Origin of the sequence: Haloferax marisrubri, assembly GCF_001469875.2 — an archaeon.
In the GTDB taxonomy this organism is placed as follows: domain Archaea; phylum Halobacteriota; class Halobacteria; order Halobacteriales; family Haloferacaceae; genus Haloferax; species Haloferax marisrubri.
In genome coordinates this window covers 558,809-577,136 of sequence record NZ_LOPW02000010.1, presented here as the reverse complement: position 1 = coordinate 577,136, position 18,328 = coordinate 558,809, and the positions used below count along the sequence as shown (strand labels likewise).

At 68.8% G+C, this 18,328-nt stretch carries 22 protein-coding genes; 12 read left to right on the top strand and 10 right to left on the bottom strand.

The window, feature by feature from the left end; genetic code table 11:
* Positions 1-3 precede the first annotated feature (3 nt).
* The 5 genes from AUR65_RS09955 to AUR65_RS09935 all read right to left on the bottom strand — a co-directional run bounded on the left by AUR65_RS09955 (position 4) and on the right by AUR65_RS09935 (position 3,581).
* Positions 4-801 carry a YqcI/YcgG family protein gene (locus tag AUR65_RS09955; RefSeq protein ID WP_058566753.1) on the bottom strand — a complete coding sequence of 266 codons (798 nt, stop codon included), beginning with the start codon at positions 799-801 and terminating at the stop codon, positions 4-6.
* 116 nt (positions 802-917) lie between these two features.
* Positions 918-1,427 (bottom strand): GNAT family N-acetyltransferase, encoded by a 510-nt coding sequence (locus AUR65_RS09950; RefSeq protein ID WP_058566752.1) that lies wholly within the window; start codon positions 1,425-1,427, stop codon positions 918-920.
* A gap of 89 nt (positions 1,428-1,516) precedes the next feature.
* The gene (locus tag AUR65_RS09945; protein ID WP_058566751.1) at positions 1,517-1,798 is read right to left on the bottom strand and encodes an amphi-Trp domain-containing protein; all 282 of its coding nucleotides are present in this window, start codon (positions 1,796-1,798) and stop codon (positions 1,517-1,519) included.
* Between the two features lie 68 nt (positions 1,799-1,866).
* Positions 1,867-3,366, bottom strand: coding sequence for a sodium:solute symporter family protein (locus AUR65_RS09940; protein ID WP_058566750.1), 1,500 nt, complete (start codon positions 3,364-3,366; stop codon positions 1,867-1,869).
* Entirely contained in the window at positions 3,366-3,581 is a 216-nt protein-coding gene (locus AUR65_RS09935; protein ID WP_058566749.1) for a DUF3311 domain-containing protein, read from the bottom strand. Before AUR65_RS09935 ends, AUR65_RS09940 begins: the two co-directional genes overlap by 1 nt.
* Positions 3,582-3,831: 250 nt before the next feature.
* On the opposite strand from AUR65_RS09935, the gene AUR65_RS09930 reads away from it, so the two are divergent.
* Both AUR65_RS09930 and dnaG read left to right on the top strand, forming a co-directional pair.
* Positions 3,832-4,581: a sugar phosphate isomerase/epimerase family protein gene (locus AUR65_RS09930; RefSeq protein WP_058566748.1), complete on the top strand. Its 750-nt coding sequence runs from the start codon at positions 3,832-3,834 to the stop codon at positions 4,579-4,581.
* 213 nt (positions 4,582-4,794) lie between these two features.
* Complete coding sequence (gene dnaG / locus AUR65_RS09925; RefSeq protein ID WP_058566747.1) at positions 4,795-6,204, top strand: DNA primase DnaG; 1,410 nt, start codon at positions 4,795-4,797, stop codon at positions 6,202-6,204.
* Positions 6,205-6,252: 48 nt separating this feature from the next.
* Here the strand turns inward: dnaG and AUR65_RS09920 are convergent, their stop codons facing one another.
* Both AUR65_RS09920 and AUR65_RS09915 read right to left on the bottom strand, forming a co-directional pair.
* Complete coding sequence (locus AUR65_RS09920; RefSeq protein WP_058566746.1) at positions 6,253-6,663, bottom strand: GNAT family N-acetyltransferase; 411 nt, start codon at positions 6,661-6,663, stop codon at positions 6,253-6,255.
* Positions 6,664-6,679: 16 nt separating this feature from the next.
* Positions 6,680-7,993: a DUF92 domain-containing protein gene (locus AUR65_RS09915; protein WP_058566745.1), complete on the bottom strand. Its 1,314-nt coding sequence runs from the start codon at positions 7,991-7,993 to the stop codon at positions 6,680-6,682.
* 150 nt (positions 7,994-8,143) lie between these two features.
* Between AUR65_RS09915 and AUR65_RS09910 the strand changes: the two genes are divergently transcribed.
* The 3 genes from AUR65_RS09910 to AUR65_RS09900 all read left to right on the top strand — a co-directional run bounded on the left by AUR65_RS09910 (position 8,144) and on the right by AUR65_RS09900 (position 10,640).
* Positions 8,144-8,752, top strand: a complete 609-nt coding sequence (locus tag AUR65_RS09910; RefSeq protein WP_058566744.1) for an undecaprenyl diphosphate synthase family protein — start codon at positions 8,144-8,146, stop codon at positions 8,750-8,752.
* A gap of 87 nt (positions 8,753-8,839) precedes the next feature.
* A complete protein-coding gene (locus tag AUR65_RS09905) occupies positions 8,840-9,202 on the top strand; it encodes a hypothetical protein (RefSeq protein WP_058566743.1) in 363 nt (120 codons plus the stop codon).
* Positions 9,203-9,278: 76 nt separating this feature from the next.
* Positions 9,279-10,640, top strand: coding sequence for a serpin family protein (locus AUR65_RS09900; protein ID WP_058566742.1), 1,362 nt, complete (start codon positions 9,279-9,281; stop codon positions 10,638-10,640).
* Positions 10,641-10,666: 26 nt separating this feature from the next.
* On the opposite strand, the gene uppS is transcribed toward AUR65_RS09900, so the two are convergent.
* A complete protein-coding gene (uppS, locus tag AUR65_RS09895) occupies positions 10,667-11,596 on the bottom strand; it encodes a polyprenyl diphosphate synthase (protein WP_058566741.1) in 930 nt (309 codons plus the stop codon).
* 148 nt (positions 11,597-11,744) lie between these two features.
* On the opposite strand from uppS, the gene AUR65_RS09890 reads away from it, so the two are divergent.
* The 4 genes from AUR65_RS09890 to hemA all read left to right on the top strand — a co-directional run bounded on the left by AUR65_RS09890 (position 11,745) and on the right by hemA (position 15,401).
* Positions 11,745-12,143, top strand: a complete 399-nt coding sequence (locus AUR65_RS09890; protein WP_058566740.1) for a DUF5778 family protein — start codon at positions 11,745-11,747, stop codon at positions 12,141-12,143.
* 165 nt (positions 12,144-12,308) lie between these two features.
* Positions 12,309-13,370 (top strand): siroheme decarboxylase subunit beta, encoded by a 1,062-nt coding sequence (gene ahbB / locus AUR65_RS09885; protein ID WP_058566739.1) that lies wholly within the window; start codon positions 12,309-12,311, stop codon positions 13,368-13,370.
* Position 13,371: 1 nt separating this feature from the next.
* Complete coding sequence (locus AUR65_RS09880) at positions 13,372-14,019, top strand: precorrin-2 dehydrogenase/sirohydrochlorin ferrochelatase family protein (RefSeq protein ID WP_058566738.1); 648 nt, start codon at positions 13,372-13,374, stop codon at positions 14,017-14,019.
* The gene (gene hemA, locus AUR65_RS09875; RefSeq protein ID WP_058566737.1) at positions 14,016-15,401 is read left to right on the top strand and encodes a glutamyl-tRNA reductase; all 1,386 of its coding nucleotides are present in this window, start codon (positions 14,016-14,018) and stop codon (positions 15,399-15,401) included. The genes AUR65_RS09880 and hemA overlap by 4 nt, the downstream gene beginning before the upstream one ends.
* Positions 15,402-15,480: 79 nt before the next feature.
* On the opposite strand, the gene AUR65_RS19725 is transcribed toward hemA, so the two are convergent.
* On the bottom strand, positions 15,481-15,894 hold the full coding sequence (locus AUR65_RS19725) for a hypothetical protein (protein ID WP_158250833.1): 414 nt from the start codon (positions 15,892-15,894) through the stop codon (positions 15,481-15,483).
* Positions 15,895-16,038: 144 nt separating this feature from the next.
* On the opposite strand from AUR65_RS19725, the gene AUR65_RS09865 reads away from it, so the two are divergent.
* From AUR65_RS09865 to AUR65_RS09855, 3 genes are read left to right on the top strand one after another with little or no spacing between them, the layout of a single operon-like run.
* Positions 16,039-16,314, top strand: coding sequence for a 4a-hydroxytetrahydrobiopterin dehydratase (locus tag AUR65_RS09865; protein ID WP_058566735.1), 276 nt, complete (start codon positions 16,039-16,041; stop codon positions 16,312-16,314).
* Positions 16,311-16,706: an LWR-salt protein gene (gene lwrS / locus AUR65_RS09860; RefSeq protein ID WP_058566734.1), complete on the top strand. Its 396-nt coding sequence runs from the start codon at positions 16,311-16,313 to the stop codon at positions 16,704-16,706. The genes AUR65_RS09865 and lwrS overlap by 4 nt, the downstream gene beginning before the upstream one ends.
* Positions 16,707-16,752: 46 nt before the next feature.
* Positions 16,753-17,421, top strand: coding sequence for an HAD family hydrolase (locus AUR65_RS09855; RefSeq protein WP_058566733.1), 669 nt, complete (start codon positions 16,753-16,755; stop codon positions 17,419-17,421).
* Positions 17,422-17,493: 72 nt separating this feature from the next.
* Here AUR65_RS09855 and AUR65_RS09850 read toward each other — a convergent pair whose 3' ends face one another.
* Complete coding sequence (locus AUR65_RS09850; protein ID WP_058566732.1) at positions 17,494-18,240, bottom strand: response regulator; 747 nt, start codon at positions 18,238-18,240, stop codon at positions 17,494-17,496.
* Between the last annotated feature and the right edge of the window lie 88 nt (positions 18,241-18,328).

Here is an 18,328-nt window from a genome sequence, read left to right as displayed (position 1 = left end):
GCATCAGTCGTCCGCCGGGGCCATCGGTACCTTCGGGTGCTCGCGAGTGATGCGAATCGGGCACTCGTCGGGCGCTTGCGACTCGTCGGAGGAGAACATGTACTGCGGCCACTCGCGGTCGCCCTCGACGCCCCAGTCGCCGAGGTCGGCGTGCGGGCAGACGCCGTCGTACTCCTCGATGCGGTTCTGGATGACCTCGCGGGCCTTCTGTCCGGCCTCGGTGTCGGCGGTGATGCCGTCGAACAGCGCCCGCGGCTGGAAGGTGATTTCGAGGCCCCACGGGCAGTAGCGACTGATGCGCTCGTCGTAGAACGGCGCGCGGGTGGTCGGGAACATGGGTTCGCCGCCGAAGGAGAACTCCCACTTCGGGTCGTCGGGGTCGGTCGGGATGTCCGCCGGCCACGGCTCGGGGTCGTTGACGTGGAGGAACTGGAGGACGTGCCAGAGGTGTTCGTGGTAGTCGGCCTCCGTGAGGTCCGCCGTCGGCGGCTTGAAGAACGCGACGAGCGAGCACGCCTCGGAGTAGTCCGGGTACACATCCAGATATTCGAGGATGGTGTCGCGGAGCGCCAACAGCGCGTCCTTGTCGGTCATCGAATCCACGAAGGTGTAGAGGGCGTCGCCGTTTCGCTCGGACTCGATGCCGAAGTAACACGGGAACGGCGCGCCGTCGCGGTCGCCGAGCATCGTCTCGCGGAACGTCTCGTAGTGCTTTCTCGCCCAGTCGGGGAGGTCGCCGTCGTCGAGGCGGCGGCGGAGCACGTCCTGCTCCATGAGCACTTGGTGACCCGACTCGTTCATGCGCGTCAATTGGAGTCAGCGGCTTTGAGAGTTCGGGTTCGGGGGCCGAACTCGACCCTCGAAACGGCGGGTGACGACCCGTAGCCCCGCAGTCGAAGCCGCCTTCAGCCCCAACTTCAGAGCGGGCGGTCGAGTTTCAGATATCGAGTCTCGTACCCCATCGACTCGTAACACGACCGGGCGGCGTCGTTGTCGGCGTGGACGCTCAGCGCGACCCGTTCGCATCCGCGGTCGCGTCCCCACTCGTGGGCCCGTTCGAGAAGTTCCGTGCCGACGCCCTCGCCTCGCGCCGCAGGCGCGACGTAGAGGTCTTTCACCTTGGCGACCGACCCGCGGGCGAACACCGGCGGCGACTCGGAATCGGCGACCGTGACGTAGCCGGAGAGCGACCCCTCGTCGGGGGTCGACCCCGAATCAGACGACTCCGCGGCCGCGACGGCGACGAACGTTTGGGTGTCCTCGGCGTCCACCTGCTCGGTCCGATAGTCGAGCGCCTCGGCCCGCACGTCCGCGTCCTCGGCCAGCGCGTCGTAGTCGTCGATGTCGGCCATCTCCTCGGCGAACGGGAGCCACAGGTCGTCCACCAGCGCGTCCACCTCGTCGGCCCGAATCGGTCGAATCTGCATGAGTCACCGACGACTCGCGGAGGTGTCAAAAGAGTAACTGTGTCGGGTGGTCGTCGGGGCTCGTCACGTCCGCCCCGGTCGGGGCGGCCTCACTCGATTTCGAGGCCGGTGTCGGAACCGTCTCCCGCGCCCTCGTCCCACTCGAGTTCGAACTCGATGCTCAGTTCGTAGGGGCCGCCCGCGGGGCCCTCGCGCTCGGCTTTCACCTCGAACGTCGGCGACGCGGGCGGCTCCATCGTGACCGTCTGGTCGCCGGCTTTCAGCGTAATCGGCTCGCCCGCGTCGAGCTTGTCGGCGACGGTGCGGAGGTACGACGCGATTTCGGCGCGGGCCTGTCGATTCTCGGACTCGAACAGCACTTCTTCGGGCATGGGATGGAGGTTACTCGCGCAGGAAGATAAGGTTCGTTGCGGCGAAAACGGACCGACGCGGTCGGGGCTCAGTCGGCCCGGAGGCCGTCGGTGAACCGGGACTGGTTCTCCTCGGGCGCGGCGGCGGTCATCGCGGAGACGCCGACGGTCAGAAGCGCCGACAGCGCCATGCCCCAGAGGGCGTAGTCCCACGTGAGGTAGGTCGCGCCGAACAGCGTCATCGACCCGACTTCGATTGCGGGGACGAACACGTGCGCGAGGTAGAACGCCTGCGAGCCGAGGATGCCCGCGAACATGCCCGTTCGGGTCGTCTTCGCCCAGTAGAGCGCGACGATGACTGGCAGCGCCATCTGGGCGAATCCGCCGAAGGCGGTGTCGCCGACCGAAACGAGCGTTCCGGGGCGGAACAGGCTGGCGACGAACGTGAGCGTGGCGAACAGGGCGACGCCGATGCGGGCCAGCCACGCCTCGCGGGCCTCGCTCGCGTCGGGGTTGATGAACGGCCGGTAGAGGTCGCGGGTGAAGTACGACGACCCCGAGAGGAGCATCGAGTCCGACGACGACATCATCGCGGCCATCGCGCCGGCGATGACGAGCGCGGCGAACCACACCGGCGTGTACTCGTTGAGGAGCACGGGCAGGACGTTCGCGCCCTCGGGCACGGTGATACCGAGGCCGGCGGCCCACGTACCGAGGATGAACGCGGGCACGAACAGCAGGACGACGAGGACGGGCCACAGCGCGAACGAGCGCTTGAGGACCGCGCTCGACTTGGCGACGAAGAAGCGCTGGTTTATCTGCGGGAACATCGCCACGCCGAAGGCGATGGTGACGGCCGACGAGATGATGAACTGCGGCGAGTAGAGGCCGCCGCCGAGCGCGAGGAACTCGGGTTCGTTTGTCGCGAGGGCGTTCGAGAGGGCCGTCGGGCCGCCGGCCGCGGTGGCGACCCAGCCGACCGCGAGCCAGACGACGCCGAGCATGAACAGCCCCTGAAGCGTGTCGGTCCACGCGACGCCCCGGAGGCCCGCGATGACGACGTAGGCAATCATGAACACCGTGATACCGGCCGCGCCGGCCCAGTACGGGACCATCCCGTTCGTCAGACCGACGATGGCCTCGCCCGCACCCATCTGCTGGAGCATCACGTACGGGAACAGCCAAAACAGGCTGACGACGGCGACGACGGCGCGCAGGCGGGTCGAACCGAAGCGGTCGCCGAGCATCTCGCCGAGGGTGACGTAGCCGTGGGCGCGGCCGACGAGCCACTGCTTGTAGCCGACGACGTACCAGAGGATGGCGAACAGCACGCCGTCCATGACGCCCATCACGAGAATCCACTCGGGGCCGGCCCGGTAGGCGAGGTCGGGGCCGCCGAAGAACGTGAACGCAGAGAGGAGCGTCGCAAACGTGGTGAACAGGAGGACGACGGTGCCGATGGAGCGACCGGCGAGGTAGTAGTCCTCCGCGTCGCGGCTGGTCAGGCGGTAGGCGAGGAGGCCGACCGCGAGCGCGACCACGAGGTACGCGCCGACGACGCCGAGTTGGATACCGAGCGCCGAGACCATCAGCGACCCTCCCCGACGATGCCGCGGTCCCACGCCGTCCGGGCGAACAGGTGGAAGACGACTGCGGTCAGTCCCATCCAGCCGATGTGCCACCAGAGCCACAGCGGCAGGCCGGCGAAGACCCTGCTGTCGCCCCAGAGGAACCACGGAACGGCGAACGTCACGAGGATTGCGAAGACGGCAACCCAGCAGTAGTCAATGCGCACTCGCGTCATTCGTAGGAACAATAATCGACAATGAGGCGTAAGTCTTACTCTATCGACCTACGTTGCCCTTCATTGAAGAACTATTTTCTTCAATGGGCGCTGTCGAACGAGGGTGACCACCCATAGACCGGGCGAGGCCGCGCCGAGCAGAGCGCGATTGTGGCTCGACAGACGTTCTGGGGCGGCGTGAGGGCGCACAGTCGGCAACCGCACCTCGTTCGCCGGAACAGTTTCCAACGGCGCGCGCGACCGTGGAAACATGGACTTCGGCATTCAGCTCTACTCGCTTCGCGACCTCGACGAACCGACTTCGGCGCTCGTCCGCCGCGCCGCGGACGCCGGGTTCGACGGCGTGGAGTTCGCGGGCATCGACGACGCGGCGGCGGTCCGTGCTGCCCTCGACGAGACCGGGGTCGGCGCACCCGCCGCCCACGTCCCCATCGAAGACCTCGAAGCCGACCTCGACGCCGTCTGCGAGCGCTACGGCGCGCTCGGCGTCGAGACGCTCGTGGTGCCAATCCTCCCGCCCGAGGCGTTCGCCGACGCCGACGCGGTCGACGAGACCGCGCGCCGGCTGGACGACCTGACCGCGAAGTGCGACGACCGAGGCGTCAGACTGCTCTACCACAACCACGACCACGAACTCGTCACGGTCGAAGGCGAACCCGCGCTCGACCGACTCGCCGAGAAGTCGGGAATCGGCTTCGAACTCGACCTCGCGTGGATTCACACCGCCGGCTACGACCCCGTCGCGTACCTCGACCGCTACGCCGACCGGAGCCCGGTCGTCCACCTCAAAGACGTGGTGGTCGACGCCGACGCGAAACGCGGCGGGCGACCCGTACCGCTCGGCGAGGGCGAACTCGACATCGACCGCTGTCTCGCGGCCGCCCGCGAGGGGTTCGTCGAGTGGGCCGTCGCCGAACACGACTTCCCGGAGGACCCGGCGGCGTTCTGCCGGGACGCCGGCGAGTTCGTCGGCGCGCGCCGAACTGACGAGGAGGCGTGAAAAACTAGCCGGGGGAGAGGAACGGCGGGAGCGCGACGGTCCGACTGCGTTTCGGCGGATTCGGCGTCGGAGGCGGACGACCGCCGAGCGTTCGAATCGTCGGCCACGATAGATATTTCCCTCGGGCGCAACTTATATAATGACGTTCGTGGGTTCGGCCCATGACGCCATCACAATCATCACATCACCACCCCTAACGGGGTGACTTCACCAATGGACGACACTGCAAAATATCTCATTCACGCTTCCATCTCCGCCGACGGGGTCGTCGAACGGAGCGACGTCGTCGGGGCCATCTTCGGCCAGACAGAGGGTCTCCTCGGCGACGAACTCGACCTCCGCGACCTCCAACAGTCCTCCAAGGTCGGTCGGATAGACGTACAGATAGACTCGGAAAACGGCCACTCGTTCGGCCAGATGACCATCGCCAGCAGCCTCGACAAGGCCGAGACGGCCATCCTCGCGGCCTCGCTGGAGACGCTGACCCGCGTCGGCCCCTGTCAGGCGGTCATCGAGGTCACGAACATCGAAGACGTGCGCGAGGCCAAGCGACGGATGGTCGTCGAGCGCGCCAAGGAACTCCTCACGGAGTCGTTCGACGACACCGTGATGACCTCGACCGAAATCCTCGAAGAGGTCAAAGAGAGCGTCCGCGTCGAGGACATCACCGAGTACCAGGGCCTCCCGGCGGGCCCCCGCGTCGCCGACTCCGACGCCATCATCGTCGTCGAGGGGCGCGCCGACGTGCTCACTCTCCTCCGCTACGGCATCAAAAACGCCGTCGCCGTCGAGGGGACGAACGTCCCCGACGCGGTCGCCGGCCTCACCCAAGAGCGGACCGTCACGGCGTTCCTCGACGGCGACCGCGGCGGCGAACTCATCCTGCGCGAACTCTCGCAGGTCGGCGACGTGGACTACGTCGCGTTCGCGCCCGACGGCCGGTCGGTCGAGGACCTCGACCGCGCGTCGGTCGTCCGCGCCCTTCGGAACAAGGTCGCGTTCTCGTCGCTTCCGGACGACGGCGACGGGGACTTCCGGGCCGCCGTCGCCGCCGCCAACGGGACGGGGGAGGCTCCGCCGGACCCTCGCACGGAGTCGCCGACGACTGAGGCGTCGTCGACTCCACCCGCAGACGGCCCCGCGAACGGGTCGGCCGATGCGGTCAGCGAAGCGCCCGCCGAGGGCGGCAGCGGGGGAACCGTCGCGGTCGAAAAGCCAGCGGACGCCGCGAGCACGCGTGTCGATGCCGACGCCGCTACCGACCCGGACGTGTTCACCGAAGCCGAGGTCGAAGCCGTCGCCGAGGCGGTCGAACCGGCCGACGAGCGACCCTCGCTCGCCGACCACGTGCAGGCGGTCATCGCCGACGAGAGCGGGATGGCCCGCCTCCTGGACGGCGACCTCGGCATCGACGACGAGGTCGCGGTCGAGAAAGTCTACGACACCGTCGAGTACGCCGACCCCGCCCCGGAAATCGTCGTCGTCGACGGCGAGGCGAGCCAGAAACTCGTGGATATCGCGGCTCAGCGCGGCGTCGGACACGTCGTGGCGCGCTCGGCCGGCGAGTACGTGAAAAAGCCCGTCAGCGTCCGCGTCAGAACCGCGAACCAGCTCCTCGACTGAGACGGAACGGGGTGAAACACGGCGTGACGCCGCCCGAGACGCCGACGGTCAATCGAGGACGAGCCGAAGTCCGTCGTCGCCGTCGAACGCGTCGGGAATGCGGGCGTCCCGGCGGAACCCGAGCGCTTCGTAGCAGGCGCGCGCCCCGTCGTTCTCCGGATGGACCAACAACGTGAGCGGCGCGTCAGACTCGGGAGCGTGGTGCGCGTCGCGGAAGGCTTCCACGAGCGCGGTGGCGCGCCCTTCGCGCCGGTGGTCCGGCGAGACGGCGAGTTCGGTCAGGTGCGCGCCGACGCCGAGCAGGTAGCCGACCGGCCGGTCGTCGGCGTCGACGGCGACGAGCAAGGTTCCGACGGCGGGCCACGCGTCCAAGAGGTCGGGCGACGGATGGGAGACGAGCCGCTGGAGCGATTCGACGGCCGGCACGTCGGTGTCGCGGGCGGGGCGGACGCCAGTCACGTCGGCGTCACCCCCGTCACAGCGGAATCCAGACGAGGACCGCGCCCAGCGCGCCGGCGAACGTGGCGAGGAAGTTGACTGCCTGGTTGCCGAGGCCGGCCCCTTCGACCGTCGCGCCGAGGAGGCTATCGACCGTCATCCCGACGAGGCCGCCGGCGAGAATCGCGAGGGCGGCCGTCGTGGCCGGCAGGGGAAGCACCAGCACGCTCACGCCGGCCACGAGGGCCGCACCCAGCGCGCCGGCGACCTCGCCCTGCCACGTGACCGCGCCGTCGGTCCCGGCGGGAACGGGTTTGAGCGAGGTGATGAGCCGCGGCTGGTCGAACAGTCCGCCGATTTCGCTGGAGAGGGTGTCGCTCATCGCGGCGGCGGCCGACCCGGCGAACGCGAGGACGAGCAGGTCGCTGACGAACGGGTAGCCGAGCGTCTGCGCCACGGCGTAGCCGACGACGGAGACGAGCGAGACGCCCGAGTTGCCGAGGACGTTGCCGGTCCCGCGAGCGCCGTCGTTGTCCTCGGCGACGCCGCGTTCGGCCTTGCTGTCGTAGCGGAACTTGGTGGCGAGCGCGCCGACGCCGAAGAAGGAGACGAGCACGAGCGCCCAGCCGAAGCCGCCGAAGACGACCGCGAAGAGAAGCAGGAGCACGCCGGTAATCATGCCGGCGACGGAGGCCGTTCCGAGGGCGTAAGCCGCGTAGCCGAGCGCGACCGTGAGGGCGAGCGCGACGCCGGTCTGCGTCGGCGACACCGGTCCCGCGAGCACCTCGACGCCCCAGAGGACGAGCCCGATAGAGAGCATGACGAGCGGGTCGTCGCGCTCGTAGAGGGCCGTCCGAAGCACCGCGCCGACGAGGCCGCCGACGGCCGCGAGCAGGGTAAACCGGGCGAGAAGCATCGCGTCACCCGTCAGCGACGTGATTGCCGCCTGTCCCGCGGTGCCGGCGAGGACCGCGGCCGCGACGAAGCCCGCCGCGCGAAGCGACTCGTCGGACGTTCTCGAATCCACCAGTCGCGCGCCGAGGTTGCCGTAGGCGAGTGTCAACACCGCGGCGGCGAACACCGAAAGCGGCATCGTGACGCGCGGGACCGTCGCCAAGAGGGCGAGGCCCGTCGCGGCCAGTGCGAACCCGGCGAGGCCGTTGAGCCGGCCGTCCTGCCGGTCGCCGGGGCGCGCGAACAGCTCGAAGAGGGGGCCGTCGTCGACGACGAAGGCCGCCAAGAGCGCGACTGCGGCGAAGGGCGCGAACGCGGCCGCGCCGAGACTGGGGGCCGCGAGGGCCAACGTCCCGACGACCGCGAATCCGCCCGCTCGCCGTACCGTGGAAGTCACACCATCCGGTATCCCCGACGCGCACTTAACCCTCCCGACATCACCGACGACCGCACCACCGCGGGTCCGCGGGTCGGCGGCTCCCCCGGCGAGTCACGAGAGCGACGCCGAACCCGAAGCGTTAGGAGAATCGCCGCGAGAACGACTCCCGTGGGACTGTACGACTCCTACCTCGCCCTCCGATTCCGCCTCGACGACGCCGACGCCCCCGAGCACGTCGCGCTCGTCATCACCGAGCGCGACCTGCTGGAACAGGGCGCGTACGAGACGCTCGAAGCCTTCGTCGGCTGGGCGTTCGAGTTCGGGAGCGACCGCGTCACCATCTCGGTGAGCGTCCTCGACGAGGCGGTCGTCCCGACGCTCGCCCGCGAACTCCGCGACCTCGACGTTCCCCACCGGGTCGAGGTCCGCGAACCCGGCGACACCGAGCGCGCCGACGCCCCCGTGCAGGTCAGCATCGGCCTCGGCGGGAAACGCGAGTTCGCATCGGTCGTCCGGTCGCTGGCCGCGGAGGTCGACGAGGGCGCGCTCGACCCCGACGACATCGACGCCGCGGACATCGAACAGCGGCTCGTGTTCCCCGACGAGCCGGACTTCGTGGTCAAGACGGGCGCGGAGCGCCTGTCGGACTTCATGATTTGGCAGTCCGTGTACGCGGAACTCTACTTCACCGACGTGAACTGGCGGGACTTCAGGAAGCGGGACTACCTGCGGGCGTTGCGGGACTATCAGGACCGCCAACGGAGATTCGGCCGCTAGGGCGAATCCCGTGGCTGGACGCGACCGCGTCGCCGACACCCCTCCTCGACCGCACAGATATGTTGATTGAGTAGCAACACGGTCCCAATGCCCTCCACCTCACCCAATAGAACAGACTCCCTCCCGTCGCCACCGCCGGCCAGCGAGTGGCTCGAAAACGGGCACGTCCTCCTTGCGCTCTCGCTGGTACTCATCCTCTGGCTCAATCTGCCCGCCCAGCCAGACTGGCCGTGGGCGCTCGTCGGCGTCGCTGTCGTCCCGCCGTGGCTGTTCCTCGAATCGCGTTACGAGGGCTGGCGCTCGTGGGTTCCGACCGTCGCCTACGGCGGAGCGGTGCTACTGTTGGGGCCGCGGTACGAAGCCGAGTTCGTCGCCATCGTGCTCGGCCAGAGCGTCGCGTTGCTGGGATGGTTCTGCTGGCGGACGTTCCAGCGGCGGGTTCGCCGGTAGCGTGACCAGCGGCCGTCTCTCAAACGGCTGTTTGTGCGTACAGAAGACATATTGTTAGACCGCTGAACCTTCCGGCATGAACCGCCGCGAGATGTTGGCACTGTCGGGGGCGCTCGCCGCCGCGACGATAGCCGGCTGTACGGGCGACGGGCAGTCGGCCGCCGAGACCGAAACCGAGGCGACGACCACCGCGACTGCGACCACAGATGCGCCGACAGAGACCCCGAACGACGAACCACCGACCGGCGAACCGAGCGTGGACGACGAGCGACTCGCCGCGCTCGCGGCCGGCAACGCCGAGTTCGCCCTCGACCTGCACCGACAGGTGGCGACCGAGCAGGGCGGCAACCAGTTCCTCTCGCCGTACAGCATCTCCGTCGCGTTGGCGATGACCTACGCGGGCGCTCGCGGAACGACCCGCGAACAGATGGAAGCGACGCTCCGCTACACGCTCGGCGAGGACGTTCACCCGGCGTTCGCAGACCTACGGGCGGCGCTCGAAGAGCGAGAGACGGCTCGGGCCCCAATCGACGGCGGCGAAGCCGACGCCTTCCGATTGGCCGTGGCGAACGCGCTGTGGGGCCGCGAGGGGTTCGCGTTCTCGGACGCGTTCCTCGATAGCCTCGAATCGAACTACGGGGCCGGGCTTCGACGGGCCGATTTCGCCGGCGACCCGGACGGCGAGCGGGAACGAATCAACGAGTGGGTCGCCGACCAGACCGAGGGACGAATCGAGGACTTGCTTCCGGCTGGCTCCGTCACGCCCGACACGGCGCTCGTCCTCACCAACGCCATCTACTTCATGGCGCAGTGGGCGCACACGTTCGACTCCGAGGACACCGAGGACGGGACGTTCACCGCGCTGGACGGCGCCGAGTCGACGGTGCCGCTCATGCGGCAGGAACTCAAGGCGAACTACGCCGACCTCCCGAACGCGCAGGCCGTCGAACTCCCGTACGTCGGCCGGGACGTGTCGATGGTGCTTTTGCTCCCGGACGAAGGTGAGTTCGAGTCGTTCGAGCGGAGTCTGACCGCGAGCCGACTGTTCGGCGTCTTCGAGGAGATGCGAGAGCAAATCGGCGACGTCGTGCTCCCGCGGTTCGAGTTCGAGACCGAGGTCCAACTCTCGGAGGCGCTGTCGAATCTCGGGATGCCCGCCGCGTTCGGCTCGGATGCCGACTTCGGCGGCATGGCCGAGGGTGACGGGTCAGCTCTCGCCATCGACGAGGTGTTCCACAAGTCGTTCGTCTCCGTGGACGAGGAGGGGACGGAGGCCGCGGCGGCCACGGGCGTTCCAGTCGCGACCTCGCTGCCGCCGAGTTGGGGCGAACTCCGGTTCGACCGGCCGTTCCTGTTTTGCATCCGCGACAGGCCGACGGACGCGATTCTGTTCTACGGTCGCGTCGTCGACGCCGGGGCTGCGCAGGGCGACGAATAGCCGCGAAAACAGTTCGGACGGCCGACTCAGTCGGCCGTCTCGTCGGTCCGCTTCGCCAACTCCGCGGACACCTCGTCGGCACCCGACGAGGGGAGTTGCTCGCGGAGGCGACCCGCGACCGTGCGGGCGTCCTCTAACTCGACTTCGGCGACGGCCCGGACGAGCGTGACGGCGCGCTCGGTCCGGGTGCGCTGCCACGACTGCTCTCTGGACTCGTAGGTGCGGATGCCGCGCAGGAAGTCGACCTTCGAGAACTCCGGCCAGTAGGGCGCACAGAAGTAGACCGCGGCCTCGTTGCCGTTGGCGTGCCACGGCAGGAAGTTCGAGGTGCGCTCGTCGCCGCCGGGGCGGATGATGAGGTCCACGTCGCGGACGGGCTTTCTGGACAGGCGGCGGTCAACCGCCGACACGTCAACCTCGTCGGGCGAGAGGTCGCCGCGCTCGACCGCCCGACAGACGTCGCGGGCGGCCCCGAGGAGTTCGGCTCGGCCGCCGTACGCGAGGGCGATGTTGAGCGTGAAGCTGTCGTAGTCGGCGGTCCGAGTCTCCGCGTACTCGACGGCGTCGCGGACGCGTTCGGGGAGCATCTCGACCTCGCCGATGGCGCGCACGGCGACCTCGCGCTCGTGGACGCGGTCGGCGTCGGCGAACTCGTAGAGCTTGTCCTCGATGAGGTCGAAGAGAGGCTGGCGCTCGTGTTCCGGCCGGTCGAAGTTCTCGGTCGAGAACGTGTACAGCGTCAGTTCCTCGATGCCGAGTTCCTCGCACCACGTCAGCACGTCCTCGGTCGTCTGCGCGCCCGCCTTGTGACCGTCGGGGGCGTCGTCGCCGTTCTTCCGGGCGTACCGGCGGTTGCCGTCCTGGATGATGGCGACGTGGGTCGGTCCGTCGTCTATCTCTCGGTCGAGCACCCGCTCGTAGGCGCGCCGAAAGCCGCGTTGGACCCACCCGAACATGTACCGTCGGTTGCATTCCGGGGCTATGTGTCTTGTGGGTTACACCGTCACACGGTGTACCGCGGTCGGGAGGTCGCCCCAAAATGACGGTCCATCGCGGCGGGCGACGAATCGCCACCCGTTTGTACCTCCCCGAGAAGACACGCACATGAGCGAGACCATCGACGAGGACCTCTACCAGCGGACCCTCGCGCTGCTCGAGCCCGGCGATATCGAACTCGTCGGCACCATCGTCCACACCGACCTCACCAGCCGCGAGGACCTGGAGATGCAGGAACTGACCGTCGAAATCAACGAAGTCATCGCCGAGCACGCGGGGAAGGGCGACGCGTGGATTTACGCCGGCAACGACGACACCGACTTCTCGTCGAACCAGTTCCAGGGCCTCTCCGTCGAGGACGACGAGTTCGTCTGGGAGTGCCAACAGCTCGTCCGCGACGGCACGTTCGACCTCGTGTTCTACTACGAGGCCATCGCCGACCAGGACGCCATCGTCGAGGGACTCGAAGCGCTCGACGACGTCGACCGCGTCACGCCGGTCCCCTGACCGCGGCGACTCCTCGGCATTCGAATCCTCCTTTTTAGTTCGCGAGCGGGGGGACTCGCTCTGTCCGCGTCGGCCGTTCACGGACGGTTCGCCGGGCGTTCGGTTCTGTTCGCTGCGGTGAGAACAAGCGAGGCGTTTATCCGCCTCGCATCCCGAGTGACGCGCATGATACAGGCGGACGCGGACCTCTCTCGTCTCGACCGCGCCATCGTCAACGCCTTCCAGGGCGGCTTCCCTGTCGTCGAACGTCCCTTCGAGCCTGCGGCGGCCGCGCTGCGCGAGCGCGGGGTGGACGCGACGGCGACCGACCTCTGCGAGCGGGTGCGGACGCTCGACGAAGAGGGCGTTCTCTCCCGGTTCGGCGCGCTCGTCAACGCCGAGGAAATCGGCGGCACGGCGACGCTCGTCGCCATGCACGCGCCGCCGGAGCGATTCGACGAGGTGGCCGAGCAGGTGAACGCCCACCGCGAGGTCGCACACAACTACGAGCGCGAGCATCCCCATCTGAACATGTGGTTCGTCGTCTCGGTCGCCGAGGCGTCGCGGGTGGACGAGGTGCTCGGCGACATCGAAGACGAGACGGGCCAAGCGACGTACAACATGCCCAAGCGCCACGAGTTCCACGTCGGCGCGAAGTTCCTCCTCGACGGACCCATCTCGGACGGCGACCTCGACCTCTCGCACCTCGGCCCCGACGTGGAGCCGACAGAGGCCCGCACCCTGACGCCCGACGAGCGCGACCTCGTCATGGAGATTCAGGGCGGCCTGCCGATTACGGAGACGCCCTACGCCGACGTGGCCGAGGCCATCGGACAGGAGCCGGCGTGGGTCGTCGAGACCATCAAGCGGTTCAATCTGGAGGGGAAGGTCCGCCGCGTCGGCGTCATCCCGAACCACTACGCGCTCGGCTACTCGGAAAACGGGATGACGGTCTGGAACGTCCCCGACGACCTCGTGATGGAGGTCGGCCCCGAAATCGCCTCGCTGGACTTCGTCACTCACTGTTACCGCCGGCCGCGACACGAGGGCGTCTGGCCGTACAACTTCTTCGCGATGACCCACGGCCGCTCCGAGGAGGAGAGCGAGGCCCGCATCGAACAGGTGCGCGAGGTCATGGGCGACTACTGGGACGTAGGCGACGACGACTGGGACACCCTGTTCTCGACGCGCATCCTGAAGAAGACGGGAATCAGACTGGACGAACGAGCCGAGGCGAACACGGAGTGAGATGATTCCGCTGGTCCACGACCTCTCCGACGAGACGGTCGTCGTCTTCGGCGGAGGGCCCGTCGGCGCGCGGAAGGCCCGTCGGTTCGCCCGCGAGGCGCGGACCGTCGTCGTCAGCCCCGAGTTCGCCGACCGAGACTTCGGCGACGCGGAACTCGTTCGAGCGGCCCCCGCGCCCGACGAGGTTCCCGACTGGGTCGAGCGGTTCGCCCCGGCGCTCGTCGTCGCGGCGACCGACGACGACGCGGTGAACGACGCGGCCGTCGCGGCCGCCCGAGACGCCGGCGCGCTGGTCAACCGGGCCGACCGGAGCGGCGAGCGCGACGCGGGGAGCGTGGTCGTCCCGGCCACCGTCGAGGACGGCGACGTGTCGGTCGCGATTACGACCGGCGGCGCGAGCCCCGCCCTCTCGAAGCACCTCCGCGAGCGCGTCGAAGCCGAGTTGGCCGGAGCCGGCGAGATGGCCGCGTTGACCGCGGAGCTTCGCGCGGAGCTCAAGGCGTCCGACCGGTCGCCGGCCGAGCGCCGTGATGCGATTCGCGCGGTCGTGCGAGACCCGTCGGTTTGGAAGGCTTTACGTACCGGCGATGCAAATCCCCGCCAAGAGGCAGCGCGCGTGATACGAGACACACAGCGAGGTGATTCATGAGAGATTCGGGCGTCATCTCCGGTGTGAGCGTCGCCCACGACCGGGCCAGCGTTCGCGAGATAGAAGCCGCTTCGAGCGACGACGTTCAGACCGTCGTCGAGCGACTCCTCGCCCGCGACGGCGTCTCCGAGGCGTTCTCGCTCCAGACGTGTAACCGCGCCGAGGCGTACGTCGTCACCGACGACGCGACCGACGGCCGCCGCGCGCTCGACGACTTCGCTCCCGACGTCCGAGACGGGAGCGTCCGCCACATGGACCACGAAGAGACCCTCCGCCACCTCATGCGCGTGGCGTCGGGGCTCGAATCGCTCGTCCTCGGCGAGGACCAGATTCTCGGACAGGTCAAAGCCGGCATCGAGGCCGCCCGCGAACAGGACGCAATCGGCCCGATGCTCGAAGACGCGCTCATGAAGGCCGTCCACGTCGGCGAGCGCGCCCGCGACGAGACGGCCATCAACGAGGGTGCCGTCTCGCTCGGGAGCGCCGCCGTCAGGCTCGCGCGGGCCGAACTCGACGCACCCATCGGCGAGGTCGAAGCCCTCGTCGTCGGGGCCGGCGAGATGGGCACGCTCGCGACGAAGGCGCTCGCGTCGGTCGACGTGGGCGACCTCGTCGTCGCGAACCGGACGGTCGCCAACGCCCGCCACCTCGCCCGCGAGGTACCGGGCGTCTCGACCGCGACCGGACTGGGCGACCTCCGCGGTCGCCTCCGCGACGCCGACCTCGTCATCACGGCCACGAGCAGTCCCGAGTACGTCGTCGCGCCGGACCAGTTGGACGACGCCGGCGAGACGATGCTCATCGACATCGCCCAGCCGCGGGACGTGGACCCCGCCGCCGACGACCTCGACGGCGTCCGCGTCCGCGACATCGACGACCTCGAAACGGTGACCGACCGGACCGCGGAGCGCCGCGAGCGCGCCGCCCGCGAGGTCGAGGCGATGATAGACGAGGAGTTCGACCGCCTGCTCGCCGCCTACAAGCGCAAGCGCGCCGACGAGGCCATCAGTTCGATGTACGAGGCCGCAGAGCACGTCAAGCGCCGCGAGGTGTCGACGGCGCTGTCGAAGCTCGAAGCCCAAGGCGACCTCACCGACGAACAGCGCGAGACGGTCGAGTCGCTCGCGGACGCGCTCATCGGTCAAATACTCGCCGCGCCGACCAAGAGCCTCCGCGACGCCGCCGGCGACGACGACTGGACGACCATCCAGACCGCCATGCGGCTGTTCGACCCCGGCTTCGACGACCTCGGGCCGTCGGACTCGACCGACCCGTCCGGGCCGTCCATCGAGTTCTCGGGCGAGCCGCCGGAGGACCTCGACCGCGAGGCGCTCGAAGGCGAGGTGCCCCGGCGCGTCCTCGAACAGCTCTCGGACGACTGACGGCGGGCGAAGCGGCCGACCGGCGAACCTTCTTATCCGAACGCGGGGCTACTCTGCGTCGATGTCACCGCGCCGACCGTCAGCGACGACCCCCGTTCGCCGCGTCCGTCCCGACGCCGACCGCCGCCGAGCCGTCGTCCGCGCGTGTCCGACCGTCGGCCGACGCCTCGTGAACCGCCTCCGAGCGCGAGCGCGTCGCCGCCTCGTCGAGGCGACCCCGAGACGCCGAGTGTGCGACCTCGACGGCGTCGCCCGGGCGACCGTCGTCGGCACGGTCGCGGGGGTCGCGGGCGACGGGCCGGCCGTGGAACGCTGGGTCGACGACGAGAACGCGGGCGGCGACTGGCGAGGCGAGCTCGCGGTCGTCGGCCGCGCGACCCGCCCGTTCGTTCTCCGAGACGCCACCGGCGAGGTTCGGGTCCGCGTCCCGCCGGCCGGTCACGTGGCGTTCGGTGGCGACGGAGACGACGGAGAGACCGGTGTCGTCGCCCACGGTGACGAGATTTCGGTAACGGGGCGAGTCGCGCGCGGCCGTGGCGGACGGCGGCTCCTGACGGGGCCGCGGTTCGTCGTCCGCGCGGTCGGGACGTGACAATCCGGCAGAATCCTTATCGGGGTGCCACCCGACGGGTTCGGCATGGCAGACCTGCTCTCGGACGACGAAATCGACGCACAGCTCGGGTCGGGATGGGAACGCGACGGCGACGAAATCGTCCGCGTCTACGAGTTCGACGACTACCTCGACGGCGTCGCGTTCGCCGCCAGCGTGGGCGAGGTCGCCGAGGAGGAGTTCCACCACCCCGAGATAACGATTCGGTACCAGAAGGTCGAGGTCCGCCTCACGAGCCACGAGGAGGGCGGTATCACCGAGAAGGACCTCCGACTCGCCGACCTGTTCGACGACGAACTGTGAGCGACGAGGGGACCGCGACGCTCACCTACGTCTTCCGAGTCCGTTTCCGCCTCGATTCGGCTTCGGGCGTCGAGACCGACCCGCGGGAGTTCGAGACGACGGTCCGCGTCACGTCGCCGCCGCCCGGCGAGGAGGGCTGGCTGCTGTTCCGCGACGCGCTCTGGCGGGGCGAGGTGAACGACGAGCGCCACGCTCGCGACCTCGCGGCGTCGTGGCTCGATGTGCCCGTCGTCTCGTGTTCGTTCTCCGAACTCCGAGCCGACGAGGCGTCGCTGGACGCTTTCCGCGAGGCCGTCGCCGCGGACCTCGACGCGTTCAACGCAGACTCGGTCCGCGAGGTGCTCCACAAGTACTTCGGGAGCGCGATTCGCGTCGAATCGGGCGGTTCCTGACGCGGGGGAAGACATTTATCCACGCCTGACGTACTGTATTGTCCGAATGGTCGCCGATGACTACGATTTCTGGCTGTTCGACCTCGATGGGACCCTCGTCGATGCCGAGTGGTCGTACACGCGCGACGTGTTCGACCGCGTCGGTGACCGACTGGGCCGCCAGTTCACGGACCGCGAAGCCGAGACCATCTGGCACGGTCTCGGCGGCGCGCGCGACCCGATGCTCCGCGAGTGGGGCATCGACCCCGCCGAGTTCTGGCCCGCGTTCCACCGCGAGGAAGACCCCGTAAAGCGAGCCGACGTGACGTACCTCCACGACGACGCCGAGCGCCTCATCCAAGAGATTCACGCCGCCGGCCGCCCGGTCGGCATCGTCACGCACTGCCAGCAGTTCCTGACGGACCCCGTGTTGGACCACCTCGACGTGCGCGACTGGTTCGATACCGTCGTCTGCTGTACCGAGGAGACGGGGTGGAAACCCGACGCCGCGCCGGTGCGACGCGCTATCGGCGAACTGGGACTCGACGACCGACTCCTGACCGACGGCGGCACCGCGGGCGTTCTCGCCGGCGACGGCGAAAGCGACATCGGGGCCGCGTGGAACGCCGGCTTGGACGGCATCCACGTCGAGCGCCACGGGCCGGAACACCGCGGGCGCTGCGTGCTCGGCGAGTACCGCGTCGAGAGCTTCGACGACCTCGTTCGGTCCGGATAGGTCGGGCGATTCCGCTCGAAGAGACAGATTCAGCGGGAATCGCGGGAGTCAGCGGCCGGGAAAAATCGACGCTCAGGACAGCGTGCGTTCGGGCGTCGGGCGGGCGAAGATGTCGCCGGTGCTCGTGACGGCGACCTGAAGGTCCTCGTACGGGAACCGAACCTCGATGCCGGGGCGCTCTTCGTCCTCGACGACGGGTCGGAGCAGTTCTTCGAGCGCGTCGGTGTCGATGTACTCGTACAGCGGCGTCTCGATGGCCGAGAGCCCGCCGTAGGACTCGACGGCCTCGACGATGACGATACCGAGTTCCTCGTCGCCTATCCACTGCCCGACGAGTTCCCAGTTGTCGTCGAGGCTGAACGTGGCCTCGGCGGTCGCGTCGGCGTGTTCGTCGAGCGCCTGCGTGACCGCGGAAGCGCCGACTGCGAGCGCGGAATCGACGCTGTCGTCGTCGACGAGGCCGCGGACTCGCTGGAGGACCGTCGCGAGGTCCCCGGGGCCGGCCTTCTGGACGTACTCGGTGACGCCGGCGGTCGAGGCGACATCGGCAACTTCGGGCCACGATTTCGCCGTGAACAGGAGGATGGGGATGTCCGCGTGCTCCTGTCGGACCGCCTTGACGAGCGGTACCCCGTTCGGGAGCACGAGCGAGTCGCTCACGACACAGTCGACCGACTCGGCCGAGATGACGCCGAGGGCCTCGGTCGCCGTCTCGGCAGTGAGAAGAGAGACGGCGTCGAGTTGGCGGAACGCGGCGGCCGAGAGCGCGAGCATCTCGGGGTCGTCGTCAACGTGTAGGACCTTCAGCGGGCGGTTCATATACCAGTTGTACTCCCTACGTGGATAAAAACGTTCTACTTGGTTTATACTTCAGTCGAAGACGAATATCTGAACGGCTCGGGAGCGC

What these genes read in the sequence shown, in the direction of transcription:
- AUR65_RS09945 (WP_058566751.1), bottom strand. Translation starts at nt 1,798, where the DNA reads ATGCCCGAAGAAGTGCTGTTCGAGTCCGAGAATCGACAGGCCCGCGCC.
- AUR65_RS09940 (WP_058566750.1), bottom strand. Translation starts at nt 3,366, where the DNA reads ATGGTCTCGGCGCTCGGTATCCAACTCGGCGTCGTCGGCGCGTACCTC.
- AUR65_RS09930 (WP_058566748.1), top strand. Translation starts at nt 3,832, where the DNA reads ATGGACTTCGGCATTCAGCTCTACTCGCTTCGCGACCTCGACGAACCG.
- AUR65_RS09850 (WP_058566732.1), bottom strand. Translation starts at nt 18,240, where the DNA reads ATGAACCGCCCGCTGAAGGTCCTACACGTTGACGACGACCCCGAGATG.
- AUR65_RS09935 (WP_058566749.1), bottom strand. Translation starts at nt 3,581, where the DNA reads ATGACGCGAGTGCGCATTGACTACTGCTGGGTTGCCGTCTTCGCAATC.
- AUR65_RS09855 (WP_058566733.1), top strand. Translation starts at nt 16,753, where the DNA reads ATGGTCGCCGATGACTACGATTTCTGGCTGTTCGACCTCGATGGGACC.
- AUR65_RS09950 (WP_058566752.1), bottom strand. Translation starts at nt 1,427, where the DNA reads ATGCAGATTCGACCGATTCGGGCCGACGAGGTGGACGCGCTGGTGGAC.
- dnaG (WP_058566747.1), top strand. Translation starts at nt 4,795, where the DNA reads ATGGACGACACTGCAAAATATCTCATTCACGCTTCCATCTCCGCCGAC.
- AUR65_RS09890 (WP_058566740.1), top strand. Translation starts at nt 11,745, where the DNA reads ATGAGCGAGACCATCGACGAGGACCTCTACCAGCGGACCCTCGCGCTG.
- ahbB (WP_058566739.1), top strand. Translation starts at nt 12,309, where the DNA reads ATGATACAGGCGGACGCGGACCTCTCTCGTCTCGACCGCGCCATCGTC.
- hemA (WP_058566737.1), top strand. Translation starts at nt 14,016, where the DNA reads ATGAGAGATTCGGGCGTCATCTCCGGTGTGAGCGTCGCCCACGACCGG.
- AUR65_RS09900 (WP_058566742.1), top strand. Translation starts at nt 9,279, where the DNA reads ATGAACCGCCGCGAGATGTTGGCACTGTCGGGGGCGCTCGCCGCCGCG.
- AUR65_RS09955 (WP_058566753.1), bottom strand. Translation starts at nt 801, where the DNA reads ATGAACGAGTCGGGTCACCAAGTGCTCATGGAGCAGGACGTGCTCCGC.
- AUR65_RS09905 (WP_058566743.1), top strand. Translation starts at nt 8,840, where the DNA reads ATGCCCTCCACCTCACCCAATAGAACAGACTCCCTCCCGTCGCCACCG.
- AUR65_RS09865 (WP_058566735.1), top strand. Translation starts at nt 16,039, where the DNA reads ATGGCAGACCTGCTCTCGGACGACGAAATCGACGCACAGCTCGGGTCG.
- AUR65_RS09880 (WP_058566738.1), top strand. Translation starts at nt 13,372, where the DNA reads ATGATTCCGCTGGTCCACGACCTCTCCGACGAGACGGTCGTCGTCTTC.
- uppS (WP_058566741.1), bottom strand. Translation starts at nt 11,596, where the DNA reads ATGTTCGGGTGGGTCCAACGCGGCTTTCGGCGCGCCTACGAGCGGGTG.